The organism is Niastella koreensis GR20-10, assembly GCF_000246855.1.
GTDB classification, from domain to species: domain Bacteria; phylum Bacteroidota; class Bacteroidia; order Chitinophagales; family Chitinophagaceae; genus Niastella; species Niastella koreensis.
The window spans coordinates 8,755,357-8,779,782 of sequence record NC_016609.1 but is presented as its reverse complement, the minus strand read 5'-3'; the positions used below and the strand labels follow the sequence as shown (position 1 = coordinate 8,779,782).

At 43.3% G+C, this 24,426-nt stretch carries 20 protein-coding genes; 3 read left to right on the top strand and 17 right to left on the bottom strand.

Annotated elements, in window-relative coordinates; all coding sequences use genetic code 11:
- Positions 1–80 precede the first annotated feature (80 nt).
- The 9 genes from NIAKO_RS35315 to NIAKO_RS35270 all read right to left on the bottom strand — a co-directional run bounded on the left by NIAKO_RS35315 (position 81) and on the right by NIAKO_RS35270 (position 12,862).
- The gene (locus tag NIAKO_RS35315; protein WP_014223305.1) at positions 81–1,778 is read right to left on the bottom strand and encodes a T9SS type A sorting domain-containing protein; all 1,698 of its coding nucleotides are present in this window, start codon (positions 1,776–1,778) and stop codon (positions 81–83) included.
- 667 nt (positions 1,779–2,445) lie between these two features.
- Complete coding sequence (locus NIAKO_RS35310; RefSeq protein WP_014223304.1) at positions 2,446–3,240, bottom strand: metallophosphoesterase; 795 nt, start codon at positions 3,238–3,240, stop codon at positions 2,446–2,448.
- 7 nt (positions 3,241–3,247) lie between these two features.
- Complete coding sequence (locus NIAKO_RS35305) at positions 3,248–3,811, bottom strand: hypothetical protein (protein ID WP_014223303.1); 564 nt, start codon at positions 3,809–3,811, stop codon at positions 3,248–3,250.
- Between the two features lie 82 nt (positions 3,812–3,893).
- The gene (locus tag NIAKO_RS35300) at positions 3,894–4,787 is read right to left on the bottom strand and encodes a hypothetical protein (protein WP_014223302.1); all 894 of its coding nucleotides are present in this window, start codon (positions 4,785–4,787) and stop codon (positions 3,894–3,896) included.
- Positions 4,788–4,843: 56 nt separating this feature from the next.
- Positions 4,844–5,326, bottom strand: coding sequence for a hypothetical protein (locus NIAKO_RS35295; RefSeq protein WP_014223301.1), 483 nt, complete (start codon positions 5,324–5,326; stop codon positions 4,844–4,846).
- A 238-nt stretch (positions 5,327–5,564) separates the two neighbouring features.
- Positions 5,565–6,068, bottom strand: a complete 504-nt coding sequence (locus NIAKO_RS35290) for a hypothetical protein (protein WP_014223300.1) — start codon at positions 6,066–6,068, stop codon at positions 5,565–5,567.
- Between the two features lie 24 nt (positions 6,069–6,092).
- On the bottom strand, positions 6,093–7,772 hold the full coding sequence (locus NIAKO_RS35285) for a SusD/RagB family nutrient-binding outer membrane lipoprotein (protein ID WP_014223299.1): 1,680 nt from the start codon (positions 7,770–7,772) through the stop codon (positions 6,093–6,095).
- A 21-nt stretch (positions 7,773–7,793) separates the two neighbouring features.
- The gene (locus NIAKO_RS35280; protein ID WP_014223298.1) at positions 7,794–11,027 is read right to left on the bottom strand and encodes a SusC/RagA family TonB-linked outer membrane protein; all 3,234 of its coding nucleotides are present in this window, start codon (positions 11,025–11,027) and stop codon (positions 7,794–7,796) included.
- 305 nt (positions 11,028–11,332) lie between these two features.
- Positions 11,333–12,862 carry a SulP family inorganic anion transporter gene (locus tag NIAKO_RS35270; RefSeq protein ID WP_014223296.1) on the bottom strand — a complete coding sequence of 510 codons (1,530 nt, stop codon included), beginning with the start codon at positions 12,860–12,862 and terminating at the stop codon, positions 11,333–11,335.
- Between the two features lie 1,170 nt (positions 12,863–14,032).
- Here NIAKO_RS35270 and NIAKO_RS35265 point away from each other — a divergent pair.
- Positions 14,033–14,668, top strand: a complete 636-nt coding sequence (locus tag NIAKO_RS35265) for a DUF6266 family protein (protein WP_014223294.1) — start codon at positions 14,033–14,035, stop codon at positions 14,666–14,668.
- 116 nt (positions 14,669–14,784) lie between these two features.
- Here NIAKO_RS35265 and NIAKO_RS35260 read toward each other — a convergent pair whose 3' ends face one another.
- From NIAKO_RS35260 to NIAKO_RS35230, 7 genes are all read right to left on the bottom strand, one after another.
- Positions 14,785–15,186 (bottom strand): hypothetical protein, encoded by a 402-nt coding sequence (locus tag NIAKO_RS35260; RefSeq protein WP_014223293.1) that lies wholly within the window; start codon positions 15,184–15,186, stop codon positions 14,785–14,787.
- Positions 15,187–15,230: 44 nt separating this feature from the next.
- Positions 15,231–16,037 (bottom strand): PAAR domain-containing protein, encoded by an 807-nt coding sequence (locus NIAKO_RS39035; RefSeq protein WP_014223292.1) that lies wholly within the window; start codon positions 16,035–16,037, stop codon positions 15,231–15,233.
- A 33-nt stretch (positions 16,038–16,070) separates the two neighbouring features.
- The gene (locus NIAKO_RS35250) at positions 16,071–17,729 is read right to left on the bottom strand and encodes a type VI secretion system Vgr family protein (protein WP_014223291.1); all 1,659 of its coding nucleotides are present in this window, start codon (positions 17,727–17,729) and stop codon (positions 16,071–16,073) included.
- 72 nt (positions 17,730–17,801) lie between these two features.
- Entirely contained in the window at positions 17,802–18,197 is a 396-nt protein-coding gene (gene tssD / locus NIAKO_RS35245; RefSeq protein ID WP_014223290.1) for a type VI secretion system tube protein TssD, read from the bottom strand.
- Positions 18,198–18,483: 286 nt separating this feature from the next.
- Positions 18,484–19,035 carry a type II toxin-antitoxin system death-on-curing family toxin gene (locus NIAKO_RS35240; RefSeq protein WP_014223289.1) on the bottom strand — a complete coding sequence of 184 codons (552 nt, stop codon included), beginning with the start codon at positions 19,033–19,035 and terminating at the stop codon, positions 18,484–18,486.
- An 84-nt stretch (positions 19,036–19,119) separates the two neighbouring features.
- Entirely contained in the window at positions 19,120–20,115 is a 996-nt protein-coding gene (locus NIAKO_RS39505; RefSeq protein WP_014223288.1) for a virulence RhuM family protein/type II toxin-antitoxin system death-on-curing family toxin, read from the bottom strand.
- A gap of 284 nt (positions 20,116–20,399) precedes the next feature.
- Entirely contained in the window at positions 20,400–21,017 is a 618-nt protein-coding gene (locus NIAKO_RS35230; protein WP_014223287.1) for an HAD family hydrolase, read from the bottom strand.
- 94 nt (positions 21,018–21,111) lie between these two features.
- On the opposite strand from NIAKO_RS35230, the gene NIAKO_RS35225 reads away from it, so the two are divergent.
- On the top strand, positions 21,112–22,539 hold the full coding sequence (locus NIAKO_RS35225) for a T9SS type A sorting domain-containing protein (protein WP_014223286.1): 1,428 nt from the start codon (positions 21,112–21,114) through the stop codon (positions 22,537–22,539).
- An 83-nt stretch (positions 22,540–22,622) separates the two neighbouring features.
- Positions 22,623–23,285, top strand: a complete 663-nt coding sequence (locus tag NIAKO_RS35220; RefSeq protein WP_014223285.1) for a hypothetical protein — start codon at positions 22,623–22,625, stop codon at positions 23,283–23,285.
- A gap of 49 nt (positions 23,286–23,334) precedes the next feature.
- Here NIAKO_RS35220 and NIAKO_RS35215 read toward each other — a convergent pair whose 3' ends face one another.
- A complete protein-coding gene (locus tag NIAKO_RS35215) occupies positions 23,335–24,423 on the bottom strand; it encodes a mechanosensitive ion channel family protein (protein WP_014223284.1) in 1,089 nt (362 codons plus the stop codon).
- Positions 24,424–24,426: the final 3 nt, after the last annotated feature.

The window sequence follows — 24,426 nt, the reverse complement described above, 5'->3', positions numbered from 1 at the left end:
ACTGCATCTTCCGTACTGGCGGTGTAGCGGCACCGAATAAGTATGTGTACATGCAGCCCCCTTAAAAGACTTGAGCCCCCTTATTTAACAAACGTCGTAGTCTGCGATTCCCGAGTTCGCGTATCCGTAAGCTTCACTGCATAAGAACCCCTGGGCAACGTACTCACATTCAGCTTCACCTGGCTACCAGCATCACTTAACTTCTGCTTTTCCAGCACTGCGCCCGCCATATTCACCACTTCTACTTCCTTATTTATAAAATTGTTACCTGTCAGTTTCAGGTATACATAATCCTGCGCAGGATTAGGCGAAACGGTCAGGCGGCTTGGCTGATCGAGGTTTGTAACACTCACCAAACCGGTTGAAGGTACTGACATGCGGGCGGGCGTAAGACTGGAATTGCTCTCAGAGATACCCGCATCCGGAACACCACTGTAAGGCACATCCTTACCCCAAAAGTCTTTTACAATCCCGGTCCATTGCCCCCAGTTAACCGCACAGGCTGTTGGCCGCAGATCGTAATTCCAGGTAAGCGGATCGTCGGAATAATTATTGGCAAACACCTCCGCATCCTTGGGCAGGTTTTGATCTGAATAATCCGGATCAAATCCAATGCTGCCTCCATTTAAATGAATGATGTTGCTTTGATGGATCATTTGCGGACCGTTAAATGGTTTAAAAAGGGGATCAGTAATATTCAAAGAAGTGTTGATCCAGAAAATATTGTTCTTCATGGTAATCACATTCGACACCCAGGGGGTAGCCGTAATTCCAATCATATTCCTAACATCGGGAAGGCTGGGCGCTTTTGTTTCAACAACATCATTATTGAAGAACTGAAGGTTGCGAACATCGAGGGCAAATATGCTGGTGGAATTGATCCAGAATACATGTCCGTTATTTACGAGCAGGTTATAACCAAAAAGATTATTGTACGCATGGCCACCCCATCCGCTGCCGAATTCCACAAAGCCGATATTATCGCTGGCCGTGTTATACAATATTTTGTTATCAGACACATCGCCATACATTTCAATAGCGCCTCCATCAAGGTGATAATCGTAGCTATTGCTCCAGCATTCTTTAATCTGATTATGGGTGATCGTATTATTAGATCCGCCCACCACGATACCCACGGCGCCAAAATCGTCCCACATTTGGTAAGATGTATTGATGATCATGCGCAGGTTGCTGATGTTGCAGTTGGTGATGGTATTATCGCTTCCTCCATCAATATTAATGCCCGCACCTAATCTCGTGATGGTACAGTTCTTAACAACATTGTGAGAACCGCCATCGCCGGAACCTTTATAAATGTAAACGCCATAACCCACATTGGCTGTACCACTTCGATCATAATCGGGGATAGTATAGTCGGTCATTTCAAAGCCATCGATAACAATGTAGTTACATTGATTCAACCGGATCATTACCCGGTTACAGATCACCGGATCCCAGGAGCGCCAGGGATCGAATTTAAACAAAGGGGCAGCGCCTTCACCGTAGGGCATGATGGTTATAGGTGCTCCCTGGCTACCACTGCTGTTGATAGACAAGGTACCCGCGTATTGTTGACCGCGTCTGAAGTAAATGTTATCGCCAGGTTGAAAATAATTGATCGTCCAGGGAATGTCGTTAATGTCGTGCCAGGGATCATCGTATGTTCCGAGATTTTTCCCCGAAGATGACGGGTCTACATAATAGTCGGTAGCATTGGCACAAAACGATGTTACAACAAAAAGCAACAGCTTTACGAAGTGTAGAGTTGACAATTTCATAGTTTTTCAAATAGTAGTTGTGAAGTGCCGATAGTCCGGAAAAACTGTGCCAGTAAACGATTTAGGAGTTTACGAAATGCGGAATTAATTGTTAACTGAAAGGATAGACTATCTTGTTAGCTAGTGCGTAGGTTACATAAAAATTATGCCATGGAAAGATAGAATAAAATATGGGGAAATATTTACCGTTAGTAATTTATTTTCTAACCCCTACTAAAAAGACGCCCCCGTTTTACCGGAGGCGGTCTTCAATGGCTAAAAGCAAAACATCAACTTAAGTAGGTTAGACAACCTTTTCGAGCGAATGGCTGTTGCCCGGTTGTTGAAATAAGCTGGAAGCCGGCAGGATCCCGGCGCTAGCTTCCGGTTTCGCTACATTGCATTCACTGCATAAGCGTAGATCAAAATTGAGGAAGAAAAACCGGTTGATAAGCCAAGTTCCAGCCAACTTGGCTAAGATTTAGTTATCCACATTTGTTGAGGTTGGAGTAGTTGAAAGCACTGTCAATGTTAAGCAGAATTGAAGCAGTTTTTTGAGTATCCAAAATCTCATACGATTTTTTTCCTGATAAATTTACCAAGTTGGTAGAAGTTTATCTTTGAAACATTCTTGCATTTCTGTTCCCATTTAGAGAATACTAGCAGGAAAGCTCCGCTTAAGCTTCGGTTAGTCTTCGGTTGCGCTTCGGTTATCCCGGGTTGGGAAATGTGGGAGGATGGCACTTTTATTAAACTTATAATGCTCGCCATGATGCACATAACCTAACTGATTAGTAAGCATGGTGGCGGCACCTATTTTAAAGGCAGGAATGTTGAAATGATGATGCCCGTAGATCCAGTAATCCGCCCCGGAATCATGTATCAGATCATGTAGTTCCGTTACAAAGGCGCCATTGAGCGGACTGTTCCGATATTTTTTAGGATAGTCGTACAGCGTGGGCACATGGTGCGTAACTACTATACTTTCGCTGGTGCCCTTTTCTTTAAAAGCTTTTTCTAAAAACGCAACCGACCGGTTATGCAGTTGGTTGAATTGGCGCGTGGTGAACTTTTCGCCATTCCACTTTATGGCAAAGAAATCGGAGATACTTCGCTGAATGTCTAACGCATGCACCACATCGACTTTGCTCCACAGCGTACTGCAAATAAAACTCACCTTCTTATATGCAATCACCTGGTTATTCACCAGCCACACATTGCTGCGCAACTTTTCCAACAACGGATCGGCTACCGTTGCCAGATCGTACCCATAATATTCGTGATTGCCGGGAATCCAGTACACCTGTTCAAAGTTATCGGCGATAAAATCGATAAACGTCGATTGTGTGTTGTGCAAACTCAATGGCAATATATCACCGGCCAGGATCAATACCTCACCCACCGGTTCCAGCAAATGCCGCTCCATGTACTTTTTATTTGCCGGAAATTCCAGGTGAAGATCTGAACAGTATTGAATTTTCATAGCCAAATTATGAACTGAAACCGAAATGAATCACATACACGCCTGCTCTTGTGTCAACCAAAATATCATCCCCACAATGATCCCCACCAAAGGAGTAACACGTATCTATACCACACACTAGTGCATTAGCACTAATCTCTTTTGATTGTAAAAAGACTGAAATCTTATCTGCCACTTCATATTTCAGGGAATGAAACCTTTCTGAAATAATTTGTTTACACTTTGATGGCCCCTGATAGTAAGCGTAATGGTCTGCCTGCTTAACAAATTCATTTTTCAAATCTGTTACGGTTTCCAGTGTCAGGTTTTTTAAGTCCCAGGAAGAGATATACGTTCTGGAGCCGGTAAACTTATCAATCAAGTCCAGGTAAGGGTTCTTGTATTTAGGTAATTCTATTAACGTATTGTAAATCCTTTGTGTTAAATCCTCTCCATCTTCTAAATTAAGCAATGAAAAATGCCAATACCCCCAATCTTCATTCAACGTTTCTTTTTGCAATTCACGCATTAACTCGTCCAGGTATTGTATTTCATTATACTTGTCCTGGTTTATCAATTTATCTACTGACATACTTTTGTTGCTTTTTACCTTAGCACAGATAAAAATACAAAAGTTCATCTATCTTCAAAATCCAAACCGGGTATTGAGATTATTATATTTTAAACGTCAGATCCACCGAGCAAAACACCCGGTTGCTGAGTGATTCATAAGTTGTCCTGCTACGGGTTGCATTGGCTGTGGTAACTGTAATGTTTACGTGATTGGGATTGACCGGAATTGCATAAACGGGAGTAACCGATATATTGAACCGATGGAAAGTATATTCAACGGGAACGGTAAGCTCATAATCCAGGACCTTAAAAGCTGCTGCATTTTCCGTGTTGGCGGTAACGGTGCCTACTACCTTTTGCACGCCTTTACGGGTGGTGGCATATTTCCGTTTCTGGTAATACGCATTATAATAGTTCTGCGTAGCAGCATTCATATATACGCCTGGTTCAATCTGTAATTTTTCATCCAAAAACGAAAAATCATGTTCCAACCCAAGGGAAGCGGTATAATCGGTAGCCTGACTGAATTTCATGCCTGCATTAATGCTCGGCGAGATGAAACCCAGGTCATAGGATGAATACAAGCTGATCTCGCCTTTCGTTTCTGAGTTCACCGAATAACTGTTGGCATTGTAAAAATATTTGGAACCGGAAATTTCCGCGTCCCAATTTCCTTTACTCATCATATAGCCACCATTAAGTTCAAACATATCAGCCCGGCCTTCGGTAGAAAGATAGTTAGCGCTTACGCCGGCAAACAAGCCTGATTTATGAATATACCGGAGCCCGGCAGTGATGTAAGGTATTTTTGCAGAATCGCTTCTACCCATGTATACATTATCACTCAGGTAGCCCAATTCTATTTTCAGGTGTGATCTTCGTTTTGCGGGAATAGAATCATTTGTGGTCGATAGAGAGTCCTGTGCATTTACAATAGACGAACAAAGCAACAGGAATACAATGAGACAAAGCAGGGGTTTATTTTCAAAGGGCATTTTAGTGGGCATTAAAAAGGTCCGGAAATGGTTTTCCGGACCCTGGTAGTTAAAAATTAATTACCTGTCGCGTCTTGTACTCTTTCTTTTTTGTCCTGATTTAAATCTTTCTTGTCGCCTTTCAGGTCTTTTACATCACCTCTTCTGTCACGACGGTCTTTACGAACATCACGGCTATCTTTGCGGATGTCCTTGTTGTCGCTATGGATGTCCTTAGCATCGCTTTTGATGTCGGCTTTGTCTGCAGCAATGTCACTGGCATTTCCATCTTTTCTGTCCTGAGCCAGATCTTTTCTGTCGTTGCGAATGTCTTTTTTATCCTGGTTACGATCTTTTACATCCTGGCGACGGTCTTGTTTATCACCATGAATGTCTTTGGTATCCTTTGCGATGTCTTTTTTATCGCTGCGGATATCGCGACGGTCACCACGAATGTCGCGGGTGTCTTGTCTTACCTGACGAGGATGAGCAACTTTTGTTTGGGCTGAAGCAGCCATTGTAATGCATAAGGCAAAGCCGAGAATAATTGTAGTCTTCATGTTGTTACTTTTAATGCTATAGTAGATATTAAAACATGATTAATGTTTAATCTAGTATGTGATAAATTATTCTTCAATGGTCAAATACACATATCCACATGATATAAATGAATGAATATCAATTGCTCATACAGTTTGTTATCGGCTTGTTATCAGAAATAAAATGAGCCACCCTTTTCAAGATGACTCATTAATAGGTATCCCAATAATCCTTTTATCCCACCAATCCCGGTTCAGACTATTTCACCGAGAACCGCACGTACTCGCCAAACCCAACTGAACTCATTCCTGTTACGCCTGATCCACTACCTATTCCCGTTGCGGGAAACGCTTCATACTTTTTCTCCTTCACATAAATATCCGGCGCGAAATCGTAGGTATCATTCACTGCGAGCGCCGTACCAAACAACGTGGAGAGGTCTGTTGCTTTAATGGTGAAGCTGGCAGGCAGGCTGGTTACATCTGCCTTATATACTTTTACACTGGATGCCGTTCCATTCTTTCGTACTACTATATCCACTTTGGTTGGCGGCGTGGCACCGGCAAAATACAGGTCCACTTTTATCTTTCCCTCGAAGGCGCCCTGGTTATTAAATGTAATGGTTGCAGAGGTTCCACCTGACTCCAGGTTGGTGGTGATAGCAGGTACATCTTCTATACTCACCCGGTCCGGGATAGCGCCATCGTTTTTGGAACAGCTGATGAATGTGACAATGCTTATTAATATTATTAAGTGTTTCATGTTTGTTTTATTAGTGATGATCGATTATGGTTGCCAGAATACTTTATATAATTCAGCTACTTTTTGCGGCGGCGCATTTTTGTTCAACCCTATTTCGCCAGTGCTGAAGGGTAAACTCCACGGATACTTTCTGTCGTTCGAGACGGGCGTTACTTTTCCATCCGGACCAGTAACACTTGTTACAATGCCTACTGGCGCGGGGGAAAACAACACGGGATATGATGTGCGCCTATAGTCGGTATAATTATCTACCGGGTTCTCTATGCGGTTGATCCATTTCTCCGTAATAATGTATTCCATTTTCTTAGCGTCACTGCCGGCATCCCAGGCTGCCAGTACCCCGGATTTATATGTTTGGGTAGCCGCCAATGTCGCTATTGCCGGAACGTTTTGCGCAGCACCGGCCGATCCTGGTTTTACATAATTGGCCACGATGTTATCTACGTGCGCAAAGGTGGCATCCAATGCCTTACTGAACGCATCTCTTGCATTGCCGGTGATCACGCCTGCCTGCATCAACTCTGCTTCCAGGTACAAGCGGTCGGCATACGTAATAAACTCATGCGGGCGGGCGCCTGTTCCTGCATTTTGGTTACCGAGCGAGTTTACGCTTTTGGCGGCACTGTCGTTAAAGCGGCCACCAGCGGGATAAATGCCCAATAGGGAATAGGTCTGACTGTTTGATCCATCGCGGCAAGGACCAGTTGACCCAAAGAGGATGGAGATAAAACCACCATCGCGAAACTCCGTACAATTCTCCGGGGTTGGGTTGGAACCGCCCAATGGTGACTTTTGGTTATAGATATAATAAGGTAATCTTGGATCGGCCAACCCGGTAAGAATATCAGGGTTCCTTCCCTTCATGATCTCGTACAGCCAGGGACTGAACAACTGTCCACCACGTTGGGTAGCCGTATAATCGCCATACGCCGGATGCCGGTCGTCCGTAGTGCCGATAGGCCCATACGGCATCATAAAACTTTCAGTCTCGCTGTTGATCAGGGAAGCAGGGTTTGACAACAATGCCGTTACCTGCGATTTAACATCCTGCACCAATCGCACCTGCGTGTATAGTTTCAGTTTGATGGTATTCGCCGCCTTGATCCAGTTGGTCATATTCCCTTTATAAATATAATCGTCTGTTCCAGGCTTTGTGGGGTTGATAGCCGGGTTATTGATATCGGCCAGTCCATCATCGATCAATGTAAATAACTGCGGATAGATCTCTGATCCTTTATCGAATTTAGGTTGTGAAATGCCTTCATCAAACCGGTCATATTCCGAATAGGGAACATCGCCCCACATATCTACCAGTAAGCTCACGGTATATGCCTTTAATATTTTGGCAACGCCGGCATATGCAAAACGGTTTTCGGTTGGCGCCCGCTTTATGATCACATTCAGGTTGGAAATGGCTGAGTACAACTCATTCCAGAGATAGGCGGGGCCGCCATACCTGTCGGCCGCAATACGGCCTGTGATCTGGTGGGTATATAATGATAGTTCGTTGCCCAGGGTAGAACCCAGTGCCAGGTTGTTTGCAATATTACGCTCGGCCCCACTCAGCACCAGCGACAGGTTCACCGATGCGGGTGTGGGATTGTTCACGTTCTTGTTTACATCCAAAAATTTTTTACAGCCGGTTCCAACAACCGTCAAAACCAGTACTACTGTAAATGCGTAGATAAAATATTTTCTTCTCATAATTGAAGTATTACCGGTTTATTAAAAAGTAACGTTCAGATTCACGCCATATCTTTTTGTGCTGGGCGCACCGCCGGTTTCAACACCCTGCGTTCCGCTTCCCACTACTGAGTTGATATCCGGGTCGAAGTGCGTATACTTTGGCACGTTGGGCGCCAGGTACCAAAGGTTGCGGCCATTAACTGATAAGGTGATGCCGGTTACCTTAAGCGGACTTATCCAGGTTGCAGGCAGACTGTAACTCAAACTTATTTCCCGTAACCTGTATACCGTACCATCGAATACGGAATATTCAAACGCGCCATTGGTTGCGAAGCTCGCGCCGGTACCTGCCGTGAAGAAGAGGTCATTGGTGGTAACCCTTGTTTGATTGATCACCTCTTTACCATTCACCAACAATGGCACATAGTGATTTAGTCCGTCTGCACCAACTACAGGCGTTGGGTCGCCATAAATACCCGAGATCACTGCATTCTTCTCCCGGTTCTCCGTATCTTTTGTTACGCCTCTTCCCAGCATGGAGCTGATGGTTTCCGAATAAAAATTACCGCCCCTGGTCATATCCCAAAGTATATTCAGCGTAAATCCTTTGTAAGAAAACATATTGGTAATACCCATTTTGAATTTCGCGTTGGGATCGCCCACCATCCCATCGTTGGGATCGAGGTAAGGCATGCCGGAGGTAGCGCTGATCAATAGCTTGCCATCTTCTGAACGGGCCGAGTGGGAACCGCGCAGGTAACCATAGGGCATGCCCGCTTCTATCCAGTTATACCCACCCAGCTGACTGCGCGTCAATCCTTCTATCAGTTTCTCTACAGTATTTTTGTTCTTTGTATAAACACCCCGGATATCCCAACGGAATTTACTGGTCACTACCGGACTAACATCCAGTGCCACTTCCCAACCGGTATTGCGGATCTCGCCGAGATTGGTATAGAAATTACTGTAACCGGTTGTCTGGGGCAAACTGATCGCATAGATCAGATCGGTTGACCGTTTATCGTACCAGGTTACTTCCAGGCCTGCCCGCTGATTGAAGAAGCGCAGGTCTGAACCTAATTCCAACTCTGTAGTAAATTCAGGCGTAAGGTTAGGATCGTAGCTGTTGCCACCTCTTGTTGCAAAGGGCTGCCCCAGGAAACCTGCCGAATTCAGGGAGAAAATAGGTTCGCCATTATGCGGAGCGGCATCGTTACCTACACGGGCATAACCTGCACGCACCTTACCATAATCGAACCAACGCGATTTAAGCGCCAGCGCTTCCGACCAAACCAATGATCCGGAAATGCCGGGATAGAAATATTTTGCATTCTTGTAAGGCAGCGTAGAAGTGAGATCGGTTCTACCCGTAATATTAACGAACGCAAAGTTCTTATAGCCGATAGAGGCATCACCAAAGAACCCAACCAGTCTTCTCTTCGTTCTTACATCACCATCGGCACTGAATGTTTGCCGGCGGGTATTGTTTAAATTATATAATCCGGGAATTACAAAATCAACGCCATATACCTGTTGGTGGCGGCTGTTCCGTTCATTTACATCGCTACCCAGGTTAATATCCAGGCTCCAGTTTTTGAAAACCTTTGGACTGATCACCGCAATGATCTTTCCCTGGATCTCCTGTTGCCGGTCCACTACCTCTGTTATTGTACCCAATGCATTGTCTGCACTTCCATAAGACGATTTATCAATGATCTGATCTCTGAACAATGCGTAGTTGTTTACGCCGGCATTGAAATCAACCCGAACCCAATTGGTGAATTTATAAGAGGCCCTGACGTTTGCTACAATACGATCGTCGAATGAAGTGATCACATTGTGATAAGCGCCCCACACCGGGTTGGTATACTGGCCGTCATTAAAACCGATCTGTTGTCCGGCTTTGTTTTCAGAAGGGAAACCAGTGATGTCCCAGTTGCGGGCCATTGTATAGGTACGGCCCCATTGCGATAAAAAGTTTTGCGCTGCACCAATAAAGCCACCCACCTGTTTCGTACGTGCGTAAGATACATTGCCTCCAACAGTGAGTTTACCAACGGCTGTTTGTCCGCCCACGCTTACATTACTTTTTTTATAGCTGGAGTTGGTGATATAACCTTTTTGGTTAACCTGCGACAAGGTAATATTGAACAAAGATTTTCCTTCGCCGCCATTCAACCCAATGGAATGTTCCATTAGATTACCCGTATTGAATAACGAAGACACGTTATTGGGAACCGCTCTATAGGCAATCATGCCATTGGGAAAAAGTTCGGGGTAAGAAGCATACATAGTGGCCCAGGTGGTGGCAGGAATAGAGTCAATGCCCGATGAAGAAGAACGAATGACCTGTCCGCTCGCATCGTAGATAACGCCCTTACCAAATTTGGCACCCCAGGAGCCATTGGACCCCTGCGTTCTGAAGTTGGCACCTGCGCCGTAAAGATTCTGGAACTCGGGGATATCGGCCACCTTTTCGATGCTGTATCCTGCGCGGTATGTTACGTTCAAAGATTTGGCGCCTTTTTTCGGGGCACCTGATTTGGTGGTGATGAGCAACACGCCATTGGCTGCTCTTGAACCATATAACGAGGCCGCCGCAGCGCCTTTCAATACACTGATAGATTCAATATCATTGGGGTCGATATCATTCAGGCCGGAACCGTAAGTACCACCACCTGAGAATGGGTTGGTCGTATTTATAATTGGATTGCTATAGGGAACGCCATCTACTACGATCAACGGATCACCGCCGCTGAAACTGGATACCCCGCGGATCTGGATGCGCGAAGCAGCGCCGGGTGCACCCTGACCTGCACGGATATCCACCCCCGGTACTTTTCCGGCCATTGCATTCAAAATATTGGGTTCAGATTTTTGAACCAGGTTGCCGGGATCAATTTTCGTGACGGCATATCCCAATGCCCGTTCATTTCGTTTAATGCCCATCGCAGTTACCACTACCTCAGACAGATCAACTTTTGCGGGAGACAGCCTGATCTCTATAGTAGTTTTTGAACCTACTGTTACTTCGGTAGATGAAAAGGTAACTGCGGATACTACCAACACGCTGCCTTTGGCTGCAGCGATGTGGAAGTTTCCATCCGGATCTGAAGTAGTGCCTGTTTTTGATTTTCCTTTAATGACAACGGAAGCGAAAGGAATAGGGGCTCCGCTTTCGTCCACAACCTTTCCGGAGATGGAAAGGGTTTGTGATTTACTGACCAAAGTGCATAGCATGGCCAGGAAAAAAACGTGCAATTTTTTTCTCATGTGACTTTTAGTTTATGGTTGAATAACAGTTTGAACCTAACTGAATTTACCGAAAATCATCAAGATAAGCATAGCTAAATATTGTGTAGTTTGAAACATTTTCACGCAGATCCCGTAACTGATTTTAGCGCAGACGCTAACAGGTTAGAAGAAATTCGACTGGATAATTTTGAAGAAGAAAATAGCAAAATCCGTAAAGAAGAAAACTTATATGTGCTAAATATAAAATATAAAGCTATGTACCATAAAATAAAAAACGGTTACACGTTGCCATGGAACCATTCAATTAACAATTGCATCTTTATTTAATCCATCGCCACCTTGTATTCGGGGTCTTCAATTACATTTACATCAATAACCGATCCGGCGTTCTCAATCAGGTTGCGGCAATCAGGACTTAAATGTCGCAGGTGTAATTTCTTTCCGGCCTTCTGATAGCGTTCGGTAAGTTTATTCAGTGCTTCAATGGCGCTCATGTCTGCTATCCTGCTTTCCTTAAAATCAATAATCACTTCAGCAGGATCGTTTGCTACGTCAAATTTATCGAGGAAGATAGTTACAGAACCAAAAAACAAGGGACCATATATTTCGTAATGCTTTACGCCATTTTCATCTGTGTATTTTCTGGCCCGGATTCTTTTTGCACTTTCCCAGGCAAACACCAATGCAGAGATGACTACACCAATCAATACCGCCAATGCCAGGTTGTGCAACCACACGGTAATAATCGCAACCAGGATGCCTACAATTACATCGGGGCGAGGCATTTTATTGATGATGCGCAGGCTGGTCCACTCAAATGTTCCAATGGCCACCATGATCATTACTCCTACAAGCGCTGCCATTGGCACTCTTTCAATGATGGGGGCGCCGAAGAGTATTATCAACAAAATGGTTATGGAGGCTATAATACCTGATAATCTTGCACGCGACCCGGCAGATAAATTCACAAATGACTGCGCAATCATGGCGCAGCCACCCATCCCGGTAAAGAAGCCATTGACAATATTCGCTGTTCCCTGGGCCACGCATTCTTTATTGCCCCGTCCGCGATTGCCGCTAATTTCGTCAACAATGTTGAGGGTTAACAAACTTTCAATCAACCCCACACCGGCCATCACTAAGGAAAAAGGGAAGATGATCTTCAAGGTATCGAAGTTAAAAGGTACCATGGGAACATGAAATGGCGGCAGGCTTCCACTAACAGATGCAATGTCTTTAACAGTTTTTGTCTCGATGCCAAATCCCAGTACGATCAGGAATACCACAACAATAGCCACTAAAGACGCAGGCACAACTTTTGTCAACTTTGGAAATACAATAACAATCCCTATCGTTAATGCCACCAATGCTATCATAATCCATAAGGGTGAACCGGAGAGCCAGGTTGTGCCGGCAGCATTGGTTATAGTGAATTGTTTTATCTGCGCCATGAAAATGACTATTGCCAGCCCGTTTACAAACCCATACATTACAGACTGTGGCACCAACCGGATGAATTTGGCGAGCCTGAAAAAGCCCACTAACAATTGGAATATTCCAGCCATAGCTACAGCAGCAAACACATATTCCACGCCATGCGATTTCATCAATGCGATCAGTACTATCACTGTAGCACCCGCACCGCCGGATACCATGCCTGGCCTTCCGCCCAATACTGCAGTGATCAATCCCATCAGGAATGCAGCGTATAAACCGGTCAATGGCGACAAACCCGCTAATATCGCAAATGATAACGATTCCGGGATCATTGTCATTGCAACAGTTAGTCCGGCCAGGACTTCGGTTTTGTAGTTCACTTTTTGTTTAAAATCGAATAAATTGAAGTAAGCCATGATAGTTTATAAAGGGGTGCAAAGATACGAAAAAAGATGGGGGCGAGGGAGAGAGCCGGTTTGTCCGGCACAGGCAACATGAGCAAGATCAATAATTTTTTGAGTTGCTCAAACTTAAAAAATTGTATCTTATATTGAAAGCAATAACGCCGCTTTATCGTAATACATAAATTCAATAGCATGCACTACAATGACGTGGTAAAATTATTGGAAACTGCATTCATAAAGTTGGGTTACCAGCAAGGCAGGGATAAAAACTGGTTCATATAATCACCCGAGACAACAATTGTTTTAAAATTCTTCATTAACAGGTTTGAAAAGGAATACACTGTTGATCTGGGCATTTTGTTTAATAAACTCTGTGCAACCATTTCGTTGAAAAGATCAGGTTGCAGCGAACACATTTCGGGGATGAGCTGGCTTTTATTTTATATGCCATGGGCGAACGGGATACATACCTTAAAAACTGTTCTCGTATGACGCCGCTATAAATTCTGATACCGACATTGTAGATAATATCACTGACCTGTCGGAGCTTTACCAAACTACAATTGTTCCCTACTGCAACAATTCAATGATTATGCTTTCCTCGCAGAAAACTTTGAAGAGGAATTACCGGAAGCAATTGAATTTATATTATCCGGCTGCTATGTCGCATTTTAAAGAATTCTTTGAGCTTCAGTTTGATCTGCAACTTCAACAGCAATTAATTTCCCACTAACAGCATAAATAAGGGTCACCCTTGCTTCGTACCAGGGCTATATTTGAACTACCCCTGCACTATCCCTTTACTACCCTTTTACAGGGTACGGGGGTAGTAAAGGGGTAGTAAAAAGGTAGTATTTCGCTGGTAAAGGGGTAGTGTTGGGGTAGTGCAAACCTTAACATGAACCAGTGTTTTTATAGTACCATACCTCAATAGTTCCAATCAATACATGCTTCTGTAAGTATGTTCAAATAGTTGAAAACGCGACAAAAACGCCAAATGCGGATAGTTGTGAGTTTAAATGAGTTCTTACGAATTTAAACGAATGATTGCGAGTAGTTGCGAATTGACTCATTTTTTGTCGCCGTATGTTTGTTGTGGAAGCGGAGCAAGTGAATATACCGGTTACACACAGCCTCGTTTCCATGGTCTTTTTATTCCTTAACGCTTTAAATTCCTTTTTTATGGGAAGAATATCTAAGAAAGGTTCTATAGGATCTATATCCGGAACCGTGAATGATGTAGTTCTTAGTGAATGGAACAACATCCCCGTTGTACGCAGCCGCCCGAAGCGTACTAACAAACCTGCCACCAATGGTCAGCAGGTACAACAGGGCAAAATGGCAACAGCAGTAAAATTCGCAACAGCCGTCAAAAAGGTGTTTGCTGTCGGCTTCCAGGATTTTGCTGTTAAAATGTCGGGCTACAATGCAGGCACACGTGATCTGCTTTTTAATGGGATCACCGGTGAATCGCCCAACTACAGCATCAACTACAAGCTGGTGTTTGTTAGCAGGGGGCGGTTGCATACAGAAGCCAATGCAACGGCCAGGGCAGCGCCAGGTCAGGTAACATTTACCTGGACGTATGAAGTTGCCGAGAACGTGGCGGCCGATGACAAAGCGCTATTGGTGGTGTACTGCGAAGCATTAGGCGCCTGCCTGTTTACTTTGAAAGGCCCCGATCGCAGCACAGGCACTGCCTCCATTTCGGTTGCCCGTTTCAAAGGGTATGAAGTGCAGACCTGGCTGGCATTTATTTCTCCGGATGGAGCAAATACCTCGCCCAGCGTGTATACAGGTGCTGTAACGATTAGCTAAGGTGCTTTACGCTCAAAAAGAATGCCCCGGCTGTATTTTACAGTGGGGCATCTTTTATGTCGACGTCGACTAATGAGGGTATGAACAACGAAAATGGCCGAAGGAATTGATTAGATTCAATATAGAACGTCTATTGTATTCGATTCAAGTATAGTAAATCCAGCGTCATCCAAATATGTTGGATGAAATACAGAATACTGAATACTATATTTATGATTTTTAGCCATCTCATATACTTCGTTCAACACAACTTCTGTTTCGATTTTATCTCCAACCTTAAGTACTATAAAATCCTCTGGCAGAACATCTCGCCTCACCAATACTCCTTTGTAATGAACTTTATCTCTTTTCTCGTTTATAATTTTAAAAACACTTCTATGTGTTTTGTTTTCCAAACATATTGTTTGTTTATCCAAATAAACTTCTTCATTTGAATCATTCGTAAATAAAATATGAGCCACCAATGACTCTTCAGATCTTTCAACCTTTAAATGAATATTAACAAGTTTATCTTTCATATGATTATTTTAAGATCAACTTCAGTCAGTTTAATTCAAGCAAATCAGGATAAAACAAAATATTCAAATGACTCTGCATTAATTAACGCAAATGACGGATATGACTTTGCCAAGTTTAAACAACGCTCGCTACCATATATAACATCTTCCGTTTTACCAATCTCACAAAAGTGAGACAATTCATGAATTATTACCCCTGCCTTGGCTTTCTCATAAAATCCTTCTTTTTCCCAAAACTTATTTCCAAGATATATTTTACAATCACAATCATTTAGATGGGAGCAAGCATATAGTTCATCTTTTTCCTTTTTACTATTTATTATTGAAAAACGCTCTACAGTCAACTTAGAGCAAACCTTCAATATTTCACTAATCCTTTCCTTAATAATCCCCTTCGCCGTATCATCATCCTGCCCAAACCATTCTTTAAATGCAATTAAAGTATCAGGATCATTCCGCTCTAACAACTGCAGCTTATTCTCCAATAAAACAATACTGATTTCAATAGCATCATTTATTACACCGACTTTTTTCAATATCCGGGGAATCTTCTTCTCTCCAATCATCACCGACTTACTGCCCGCCACAATCTTTCCACCATGTGCCGTCTGATCGCCCATGCGTGCTGCCGGTAAGCCTCCTATAAATACACCCCATGATCCTCTTGTTATAAAATCAGTTTCACCAATGCAAGTGCATGAATCTCCTACTCTGGCAGCAGGCAAACCTTCGATCAACACGGCCCGGAAGTCACCGAACACAGGTCCGCCCACATGGGGCACAGGTGGTGTGCCCGGTGTTACCTTCGGACATATATGCTCATCTCCTATTCGTGCTGCTGGCTTACCCAAGCTATGTAATTTAATTGATTAGTGTTTCTTCCTTTAATTAAGCTTAATCATCGCACTTTCTACCTCTACCAGCGTTTCTGCGGTTATATTCGTATTGTCCTTGCTGGTGATCTTTATTTCGTTTGTTGCCTCTACCTTTATCTTTTTTCCACAGATCTGTATGGTTCCATTTTTATCCAGGATAATTTTCGCCTCCCCGCATGCTAACTCCATTTTATCATTTGCGTTCATAGTAACCTTTCCCTCCCCATCAAATTGCACGTGATTTCCTTTCTTATCTTCCACTTTAATACTTCCTTCTTTATCGTTCATGGTGATATTTATCCCACTTCGGGTTTGAATAACTTTATTATCATTCCCGGCATTCCCAAACCGCACTTTGGCTTTGCCATTATAAACTGCGCCAATCACAAATGGCCGGGCTGCATTCCCGCCAATGAATGACACCATCACTTCTGCACCAATTTCCGGTAGCATAAACATCCCGGCGTCATTGCCAGCATGGGGCATCGTCATCCGCAACCACGGACTTCTTTCCTTTTCAGTCATCCAATGGAAACGGACCCGCACCCTGCCCAGTTCTCCATCATCATAATTTTCAATGACTATTGCCGACTGGCTTTCACAATATGGCTCAGGGACTTGTTTCACTGGCGGCGTTTTTAGTGATGCAGGTATGGCCACGAACTCATTGGCATAATTGCCTGTGCCATCCCAACTATGTTCAATAGAAATAACCCTGAAATCCCCTACTGCCCGGTCAGATCCTGGCATTTTAATAGTAAGGGAATCACCCGGTTGGAAACCAGGTAAATCACTCCAGCCATTCAACCGGACCACATCACTACGTTGAATAGCAGCCTGAGCATTCATCAAATTATCTACCTGTTGTTTACTTTTCACGAAGTGACTTAGCCAGGTTTTAGGTTGTGGCTTAAACAATTCCGCACTTTTCTCAAGGGCATACACGCCTAACTCATTATTGTAACCATTTGAATTTCCAACTTCACTTTTAAATACCTCATTGTTCACATAATTATACGCCAATACTTCTCTATTTCCCGGCTTTAACTGTACACCAAGTTCAAATCTGCTTAATGCCGCTCCATAGGTTATAGTAACTTTTCGTCCCTTGGGTGGTGCAAGCACTAACTGCTTTCCATCATAATACAACCACTCGCCAACCGCTCCAGCCAGCCGGCTAATAAACTGCCAGGCGGTTTCTTTATATTGCACGATATAATGAATTGTTTCATTATAAGCAGGGGCAATACTTCTCTTGAGCCAATCGCCTGAAAAACTTTCCAGCAGATTGGTCACCAGGCTTTTTAACGATTGCCGTTCCCATGAGCAACAGTGTGGGCCATTATCCAACAAAATGGTTGGACTATACCCACTAATTATGATATTTCCCGGATGCCCATTATGGCGAACTGCATCGATCTGCGTAATTATCCCTCTGAACAAAAAATCTGAACGATCAGGCTCCGACGTTACTTTTATCTGAACCGGCGCTCCTATTAAGTTTCTTGATCCGTTAAATAAGGTATGCTCATTTTCATCGACCGTTTCAACTGGACATTCAAGCCTGAAGAAATGGTGGGCATAAATTCCCTGGCTTAATCTAAGCGAAGAGAACTGCTCTATCTTCATTCCATCGATCTCGAACACTGTTTCAACTGCTTGTGCCATGCCATGCGTGGTTTGCCCGCAGCATACGCTGACTGCGGCGTTAATAATAATGGTTACTCAATCCCTATTGGCTTAAAGTCCCGGCCAGTTATTTTTAAAGACCATATCCTCCAGTTTAATTGTATGAGCACTTAACGTAAGCTGCAGGGTGATAGGATGCTCACCAACCGGATCAAAAGTTTCGTGATAGTCAACACATAGCGCATTTTCAAACTCAAGGGTTTTTAACTTACTCATGGTGTCGTATCTGATAAAAGTGATCTTGCCACTTTTCTTTTGTTGAGTGTTTATCATCCACTCAAATAAACTGGGGTGATTAATGCTTGACAGGATGATATTGATAGTACCACCCATCGGCCTCGACGCTGCCTTTCCGGTTACATCGATGGTCTGATTAAAACGAAAGCCGCACCGTAGTACACTGATCTCCTCCTCATTCTGCAATTGCAGTTTGGCAATAAACGACATGGTAATGTTTTTTTAAACAATTACAAGATTATCTGCAGAACATGGCCTACGCAGATACATATATTATATTGTACTGAAATGGTTGGCCCTCCGCGTCAACGGGGGTGTGTAGATGCTGCGACTATCAGAGATACTTAAAGCAGAAAAAAATTGTCAGATCAAATATATGTATAAACCGAATATATAATGCAGTTATCCGATATATTTTTTTGAAGTACAAATTTGTACTCTACCCGGTTCAAATTAACCGTTTGTTGTCGGATAATATTTTATGCCCTGATCGTTTTTAATTCTTCCCATTGATCAAACTCACCATCACCTTTATCATCATCTCTTTTTCAACGGGTTTGCTTTCGGCGATCATCAGGGTAATAGCCACCAGGGCATTGTCGGCAATTCTTTTTGAACCATCGGCACAGTAAAGGATCCGGTTTTTCTCCATAAACCAAACGAGAAGAAATGCAGCTATGCGCTTATTGCCATCCGAAAAGGAATGGTTCTTTACCACAAAATATAACAGGTTGGCAGCCTTCTCTTCTATGCTTGGGTAAACATATTGTCCATCAAAGGTTTGATAAATGGCGGCCAACGATCCCTGAAAGGAATCATCTTTTTCGTTGCCAAATAACGAACTGCCGCCAAATTTTTCGCGCAGTCCGTTTATAGCCCACATGGCTTCTTCATAACTTATTTTATAAAGCTCCTCTTCGGTGGTATCACTGATGGCCAACACCTGGTGATCGTATTGGTCCAGCACATCCAATGCATAGGCGTAATCTGTAACTACTTTCAGCAGGGTGGCGTCGTCAGCTGGGGAGGCTTTAAAATTGTTGGTCATCTTTTAAAATATTCCCGAAAGATACTGGAATTGGACTGGATTTATTAATACTAGTGAACTGTTGCAAAAAATGCAACAGTTAGGTTAATTTTTCAAATTAATTAAATTCACCACCACCTTTATCATCATGTCCTTCTCCTCCGGCTTACTTTCAGCAATCATCAAGGTAATAGCGACCAGTGCATTATCTGCTATCCTTTTTGAACCATCAATCCTGTACAGAATATTATTCTTCTCCATGAACCACACAAACAGAAAAGCAGCTATCCGTTTATTCCCATCTGAAAATGAATGGTTCTTTATGACAAAGTAAAGCAGGTTGGCTGCCTTTTCCTCTACACTGGGGTAAACATAATGCCCGTCAAAAGTTTGATATATAGCAACTAATGATCCCTGGAATGAATCATCCTTTTCGTTACCGAATAGCGTGCTTCCACCAAATTTATCCCGTAAACCTTTTATAGCCAATCGGGCCTCCTGGTAGGTAATTATATATAACTCTGCAGAAGTTGTATTTTGAATTTCGAGAACCTGGTGGTCGTATTGGTCCAGTACATCCAGTGCGTAGGTATAATCAGTGACCACCTTTAACAGGCCGGTGGCCTCCTCGGAGGTTAGTTCGTGATTACCCACAACATTGCTTAATAGTTTTACTGTTTGTTTTAACTCATCCAGTTGCCTCGATTGGTCCCGTAAACGCTGCTCATTTAATGTATAACCTTTGACCAAATGGTCTTTTAATATCTTGTTAGCCCAGATCCGGAACTGTATGCCGCGTTTTGAATTAACCCGATAACCAATTGAGATAATCATATCCAGGTTATAGCACTCTAAGTTTCTATTTACCAATCGATTACCCTCCTTTTGAACTGTTCGGAAATTCCGAACAGTTGCTCTCTTTCCTAGTTCACGAGATTGATAAATCGCCATGATATGTTCACTTATATTTGCCTTACTGGATCCAAAAAGCTCTACAATTTGAGCCTGACTTAACCAAACGGTCTCATTTTCCAATTTTACATCAATAGACATCCTCCCGTCAGCAGTTTGGTATAAAACAATCTCTCCTGTACTTTGCATACACAAGGGTTTAATGGTTTCAAAAATGATTAATTCCAAAGCCGATCCTAATCGTTTGCTGATAACCGATGAAATTACCCCTATATATAAACAGTCAGAATTGCATTATGGACCAAACCGCTTTTAACTTTTTTTGTGAGGGTACAAAAATAACTTTCGACAGTTCAAATTTTTACTCTCCCAACCACCCCTCCAACACTCCATTAAATTCTACTGGCTTCTCCATCATGGGCGCATGACCGCATTGTTTCAACATGACTAAAGTTGCATTGGGATAATATTTTCTATAACATCGCCAGCAACTGCTGGTAGCTGACAATCTTTTTTAATCCCGGCACTGGTTCATATCGCTCATATTTGTCATACCATACTACATCGAGACCTAACTCCTGTGCCGCTTTTATTTCTGACTGCAGGTCATCGCCAATAACCAATACCTCTCCTTTTGCATATTGATGACGACGGATAATATCTGCAAACACCTCTTTCTTTGTTTTGTTTGAAGTGGCAGGATCAACGATATGAATTTCCTTAAAGTCTTTTTGCAAACCCATCCTGTTTACCTTGCTTTGTTGCATATTCGGAAAACCAGTGGTCACTAAATATTTATCAATTGGCAATTGACGAACCAACACAAAATCTTCAAAGGGTTCAATGGGTATGTTAATTACCAATTGTTGTAACAAGGCGAGGCTTTTCGCTGTGAGTTCATCGCTAAACTGATAGTCGTGGGCAATGTGCTGAAAAGGCCGCCGCATTACTTCATCCTTGATCATACTCAAGTGCTGCAGCTGCGTGCCATCCTGTTCCAGTAATTCAAACAAGGGTGCAAATAATGTTTCGCCAATGGAGTACACAGAATAAATGGTGTTGTCCAGATCGAAGATGATAGCTTTTTTCATGGTTATACCTTTTTTTCATTATATCTTGCTGTATAAAATCCCGTTACCCATTTCCAAGTTACAGTAACCCTTTCACTCATTTTAAACCCAGCTCATGAAATTGTTTTACGCAAATTGTATTTGTCTGTTATTATTATGTGTGTGCTTATCCCAATCCTACGCCCAGGGAGTAGATAATGCAGGCCTCCCTTCAACTACCACCACGGCTGCTTATTCAACAAGGTTGGTAAGATCTGCCTATTCCGGACCTTGTATGCGGGTGCGCCGGTCATCTGATAATGCGGAGGCGGATGTAGCGTTTGATGCCTGGTCCAAAATGTTAACCACCAGTTGCACTGCAACCATTACGGCAGCCGGTTCATCCGGATTAACCATTGGAGTCACTATGCCTTTTAGCAGCTTCTATGGCAGCTCCAGCTGTTTTGTAACTACCTGGTACGATCAAACCGGTAATGGCCGCCATGCTGTTCAGGCAACATCTGCCTCGCAACCTCGTATTGTAAATGCGGGGAGTATGGACCGGTTGAACAGTTGGCCCGCCATCACATTCCAAAACAACGGGCAACTAATGACCTATACAGCAGCTTCCATTACAGTGCAAACCATCAATGCAGTAAGGGCTGCACCTGACTTTAACTGGCAAACGCTGGTAGCCGTATCTGCCAATACCGACTTTTCCATTCGGGCCAACTCAGGTAATGGTGTATTATACAATAATGCACCCAATGGGAACGACTGGTATAATGGAACAGGCAGTCCCAGTCAATTCTGGGTAAATGGCGTGCAAGGAGCTAACTTCAGCTCCACTTCCATTCATACCATTTCTGCCAACTCCCTTAACCCAACTGCAGGTACCATGAGTATCAGCACTACATTTTTAAACCGTGGTATGTATGGTGGGGCTGCCATAAATGAACTCCTGCTCTTCCCCGCATCGCTTTCCACTACCGACAGACAAGCTCTTGAGACCAATCAAAATACAGCTTTTGTTGCCCATACTCTTCCGCTTCAACTACTCAGCTTTACCGGCTATCGCAACTATACTACCAACCAATTGCAATGGCAAACAGCCGATGAGGCCAACACCCGCCAGTTTGTTATTGAACGCAAAACAGCCAATAGCGACTTTAACGCCATTGGCCAGTTGCCTGCCCGCGGACAAGGAAACGGCAATTACGCCTATAGCGATGCCAGTGCTACTGAGGGTACTGTTTTCTACCGCCTGAAAATGGAAGACCTGGATGGCAAATTTACATATTCAAATACGGTGTCGTTATTGGTGCCTTCTTCACAGCAGGCGTCAAAAGCATATCCTAATCCCGGCAGTGACAAAGTATTCGTCCAGGTGTATGATAAAAACCTGTTGCATACAAAAGCAAGGTTATTAGATATTCATGGTAACCTCCTGTTTGTGTTTACCATCAACGACTGGAAACAACCCATTGCCATTAACAGGCAACCCACTGGTACTTACCTGGTTCAACTGAATAATGGTGAAGTACTTACGATCACAAAAAAATAACAGAAAATAAACAGGGGCTGTCCGCTTTGGCGGCAGCCCTGTTTTTATAAATTTATGTAACTTGTGGCCATACCCTGGTTCCTATGTTACAATATGCTACTTATACAAAGTTCTATTCACCTGTTGATGCGCAATTCCTGATTTCCCTGTTAGAAAAACATCATATTCCCTATACACTGGAGCATGAGGTGAACCAACTCGACAAGGTATATCTTGGTGAGCAGGCAGAGGCCATGTTTGCATTGCGAATTCCCAACGAAAAATTCAACCACGTTAATCACCTGCTGGCTGAACAGGCCATAAAAGATATGTCAGAACCAGGTTTTGAACACCTGATGCAAACTTATTCTGTCAGTGAATTGCAGGAGATCATTCATTACCCCGATGGCTGGAACGCCTACGACCTGCAGGTGGCCACTACCATTCTTTCTGAAAAATTACAGGCGCCGGTAACCCTTCCTTCCATTCATACTGATAGTTTTAAACCGGTACGGCTGGAGCTTGGCTGGATACTGCTTGGTTATATTGTAAGCCTGCTGGGCGCCTCATATTTCTTTTACCTGGCCATTGCCGGTTTTCTTAGCGGTTTGGTTGTTAACCAGGCCAAAAAAACATTAAAGAACGGTACCACCGTAAAAATGTACGATTCATGGAGCCGCATGCATGGCCGCGCCATCATGATCCTCGCGGCGGTTTGCATGGCTGTTAACTTCATATTGTTAATTACTTTATTTAAAGACAGATAGGGAAATAATTTCTACAGAAACGCAGAACGCTTAAAGCGAAAATCGTATTCTAAGAATTTGAGGTTAGAGTTTGAGGTTTTTGCGTAGAAAAAGGCCCGTCATTAAATAATAGGGTTTGCGTAGGTAATGCAAACGAAATATTCTCCTTTTTAAACGCATTCAGGATAGCCAGGTAAATAGCCTGCTGCCTGTCCATATACAAATTATAATCAGCGCTTAAAACATAATACACCACTTCAAAGGTGAGACTGAACTGTCCGAACGCGGAGAAATGCGCTCGATCGAACAGGGTGGTTTCCTGCAACTGGATGATCTCTTTTACCATGCCGGGAATTTTAGCCACTTTATCGGGTGAGGTATTGTACACAATATTGAATGTAAATACCACCCTTCGCTTTTCCATGCGTTTGTAATTGTGAATGCGGGCATTCACCAGGTTGGTATTGGAACAGATCAGCTGTTCGCCACTCAGCGTTCTGATGCGCGTGCTTTTTACACCGATGTACTCTATTGAACCCATCTTATCATCAACTATAATAAAATCGCCCACTTCAAAGGGCTTGTCGAAGAAGATGACAAAATAATTGAACAGATCGCCCAGGATGGCTTGTGACGCCAACGCAATGGCTACGCCGCCAATTCCCAATCCGGTTACTACCGAGGTAATATTATACCCGAGGTTATTGATGAGGAAAACGAGCCCGATAATCCATAACACAATATTTATAATAAGAATAATGCCCCGCGCCTGGCGCTTTTTTTCAACGTCTTCGGCATCATTGCCCAATGCATTATTGATTAAATAATTCAGGGCCGAGGTAATGGTTTTAATGATGATAAATGTTATCACTACCAGTACAACAACATGCAGAATCTTATTGACCTTAGGGCTTAATGTAAGGTAAGTGATGCCGGCATATAAGGAGCCCAGGTATAACGCGGGCAACAAAGCGCCTTCGGTGAGATGCACAATAAAATCGTCTAACGTAGAACGGGTACGCGAAGAATAATCTTTAAATCGCTTAAATAATACAACCCGTACTATCCGGACCACAATCCAGGAAACCATTACAATACCTATGGCAATCAGCCAGTTTAACAACGTGTTTCCTCCAATAACCTGTTCCCACCACGGCATGTT

Bases quoted from the DNA above. Each gene is read 5' to 3' on its own strand.
- NIAKO_RS35285 (WP_014223299.1), bottom strand. From the start codon at position 7,772: ATGAGAAGAAAATATTTTATCTACGCATTTACAGTAGTACTGGTTTTG.
- NIAKO_RS35265 (WP_014223294.1), top strand. From the start codon at position 14,033: ATGGGAAGAATATCTAAGAAAGGTTCTATAGGATCTATATCCGGAACC.
- NIAKO_RS35315 (WP_014223305.1), bottom strand. From the start codon at position 1,778: ATGAAATTGTCAACTCTACACTTCGTAAAGCTGTTGCTTTTTGTTGTA.
- NIAKO_RS35310 (WP_014223304.1), bottom strand. From the start codon at position 3,240: ATGAAAATTCAATACTGTTCAGATCTTCACCTGGAATTTCCGGCAAAT.
- NIAKO_RS35230 (WP_014223287.1), bottom strand. From the start codon at position 21,017: ATGAAAAAAGCTATCATCTTCGATCTGGACAACACCATTTATTCTGTG.
- NIAKO_RS35270 (WP_014223296.1), bottom strand. From the start codon at position 12,862: ATGGCTTACTTCAATTTATTCGATTTTAAACAAAAAGTGAACTACAAA.
- NIAKO_RS35305 (WP_014223303.1), bottom strand. From the start codon at position 3,811: ATGTCAGTAGATAAATTGATAAACCAGGACAAGTATAATGAAATACAA.
- tssD (WP_014223290.1), bottom strand. From the start codon at position 18,197: ATGTCGTTTATTGCCAAACTGCAATTGCAGAATGAGGAGGAGATCAGT.
- NIAKO_RS35260 (WP_014223293.1), bottom strand. From the start codon at position 15,186: ATGAAAGATAAACTTGTTAATATTCATTTAAAGGTTGAAAGATCTGAA.
- NIAKO_RS35215 (WP_014223284.1), bottom strand. From the start codon at position 24,423: ATGCCGTGGTGGGAACAGGTTATTGGAGGAAACACGTTGTTAAACTGG.
- NIAKO_RS35300 (WP_014223302.1), bottom strand. From the start codon at position 4,787: ATGCCCTTTGAAAATAAACCCCTGCTTTGTCTCATTGTATTCCTGTTG.
- NIAKO_RS39505 (WP_014223288.1), bottom strand. From the start codon at position 20,115: ATGCAAAGTACAGGAGAGATTGTTTTATACCAAACTGCTGACGGGAGG.
- NIAKO_RS35220 (WP_014223285.1), top strand. From the start codon at position 22,623: ATGTTACAATATGCTACTTATACAAAGTTCTATTCACCTGTTGATGCG.
- NIAKO_RS35295 (WP_014223301.1), bottom strand. From the start codon at position 5,326: ATGAAGACTACAATTATTCTCGGCTTTGCCTTATGCATTACAATGGCT.
- NIAKO_RS35290 (WP_014223300.1), bottom strand. From the start codon at position 6,068: ATGAAACACTTAATAATATTAATAAGCATTGTCACATTCATCAGCTGT.
- NIAKO_RS35225 (WP_014223286.1), top strand. From the start codon at position 21,112: ATGAAATTGTTTTACGCAAATTGTATTTGTCTGTTATTATTATGTGTG.
- NIAKO_RS35250 (WP_014223291.1), bottom strand. From the start codon at position 17,729: ATGGCACAAGCAGTTGAAACAGTGTTCGAGATCGATGGAATGAAGATA.
- NIAKO_RS35280 (WP_014223298.1), bottom strand. From the start codon at position 11,027: ATGAGAAAAAAATTGCACGTTTTTTTCCTGGCCATGCTATGCACTTTG.
- NIAKO_RS35240 (WP_014223289.1), bottom strand. From the start codon at position 19,035: ATGACCAACAATTTTAAAGCCTCCCCAGCTGACGACGCCACCCTGCTG.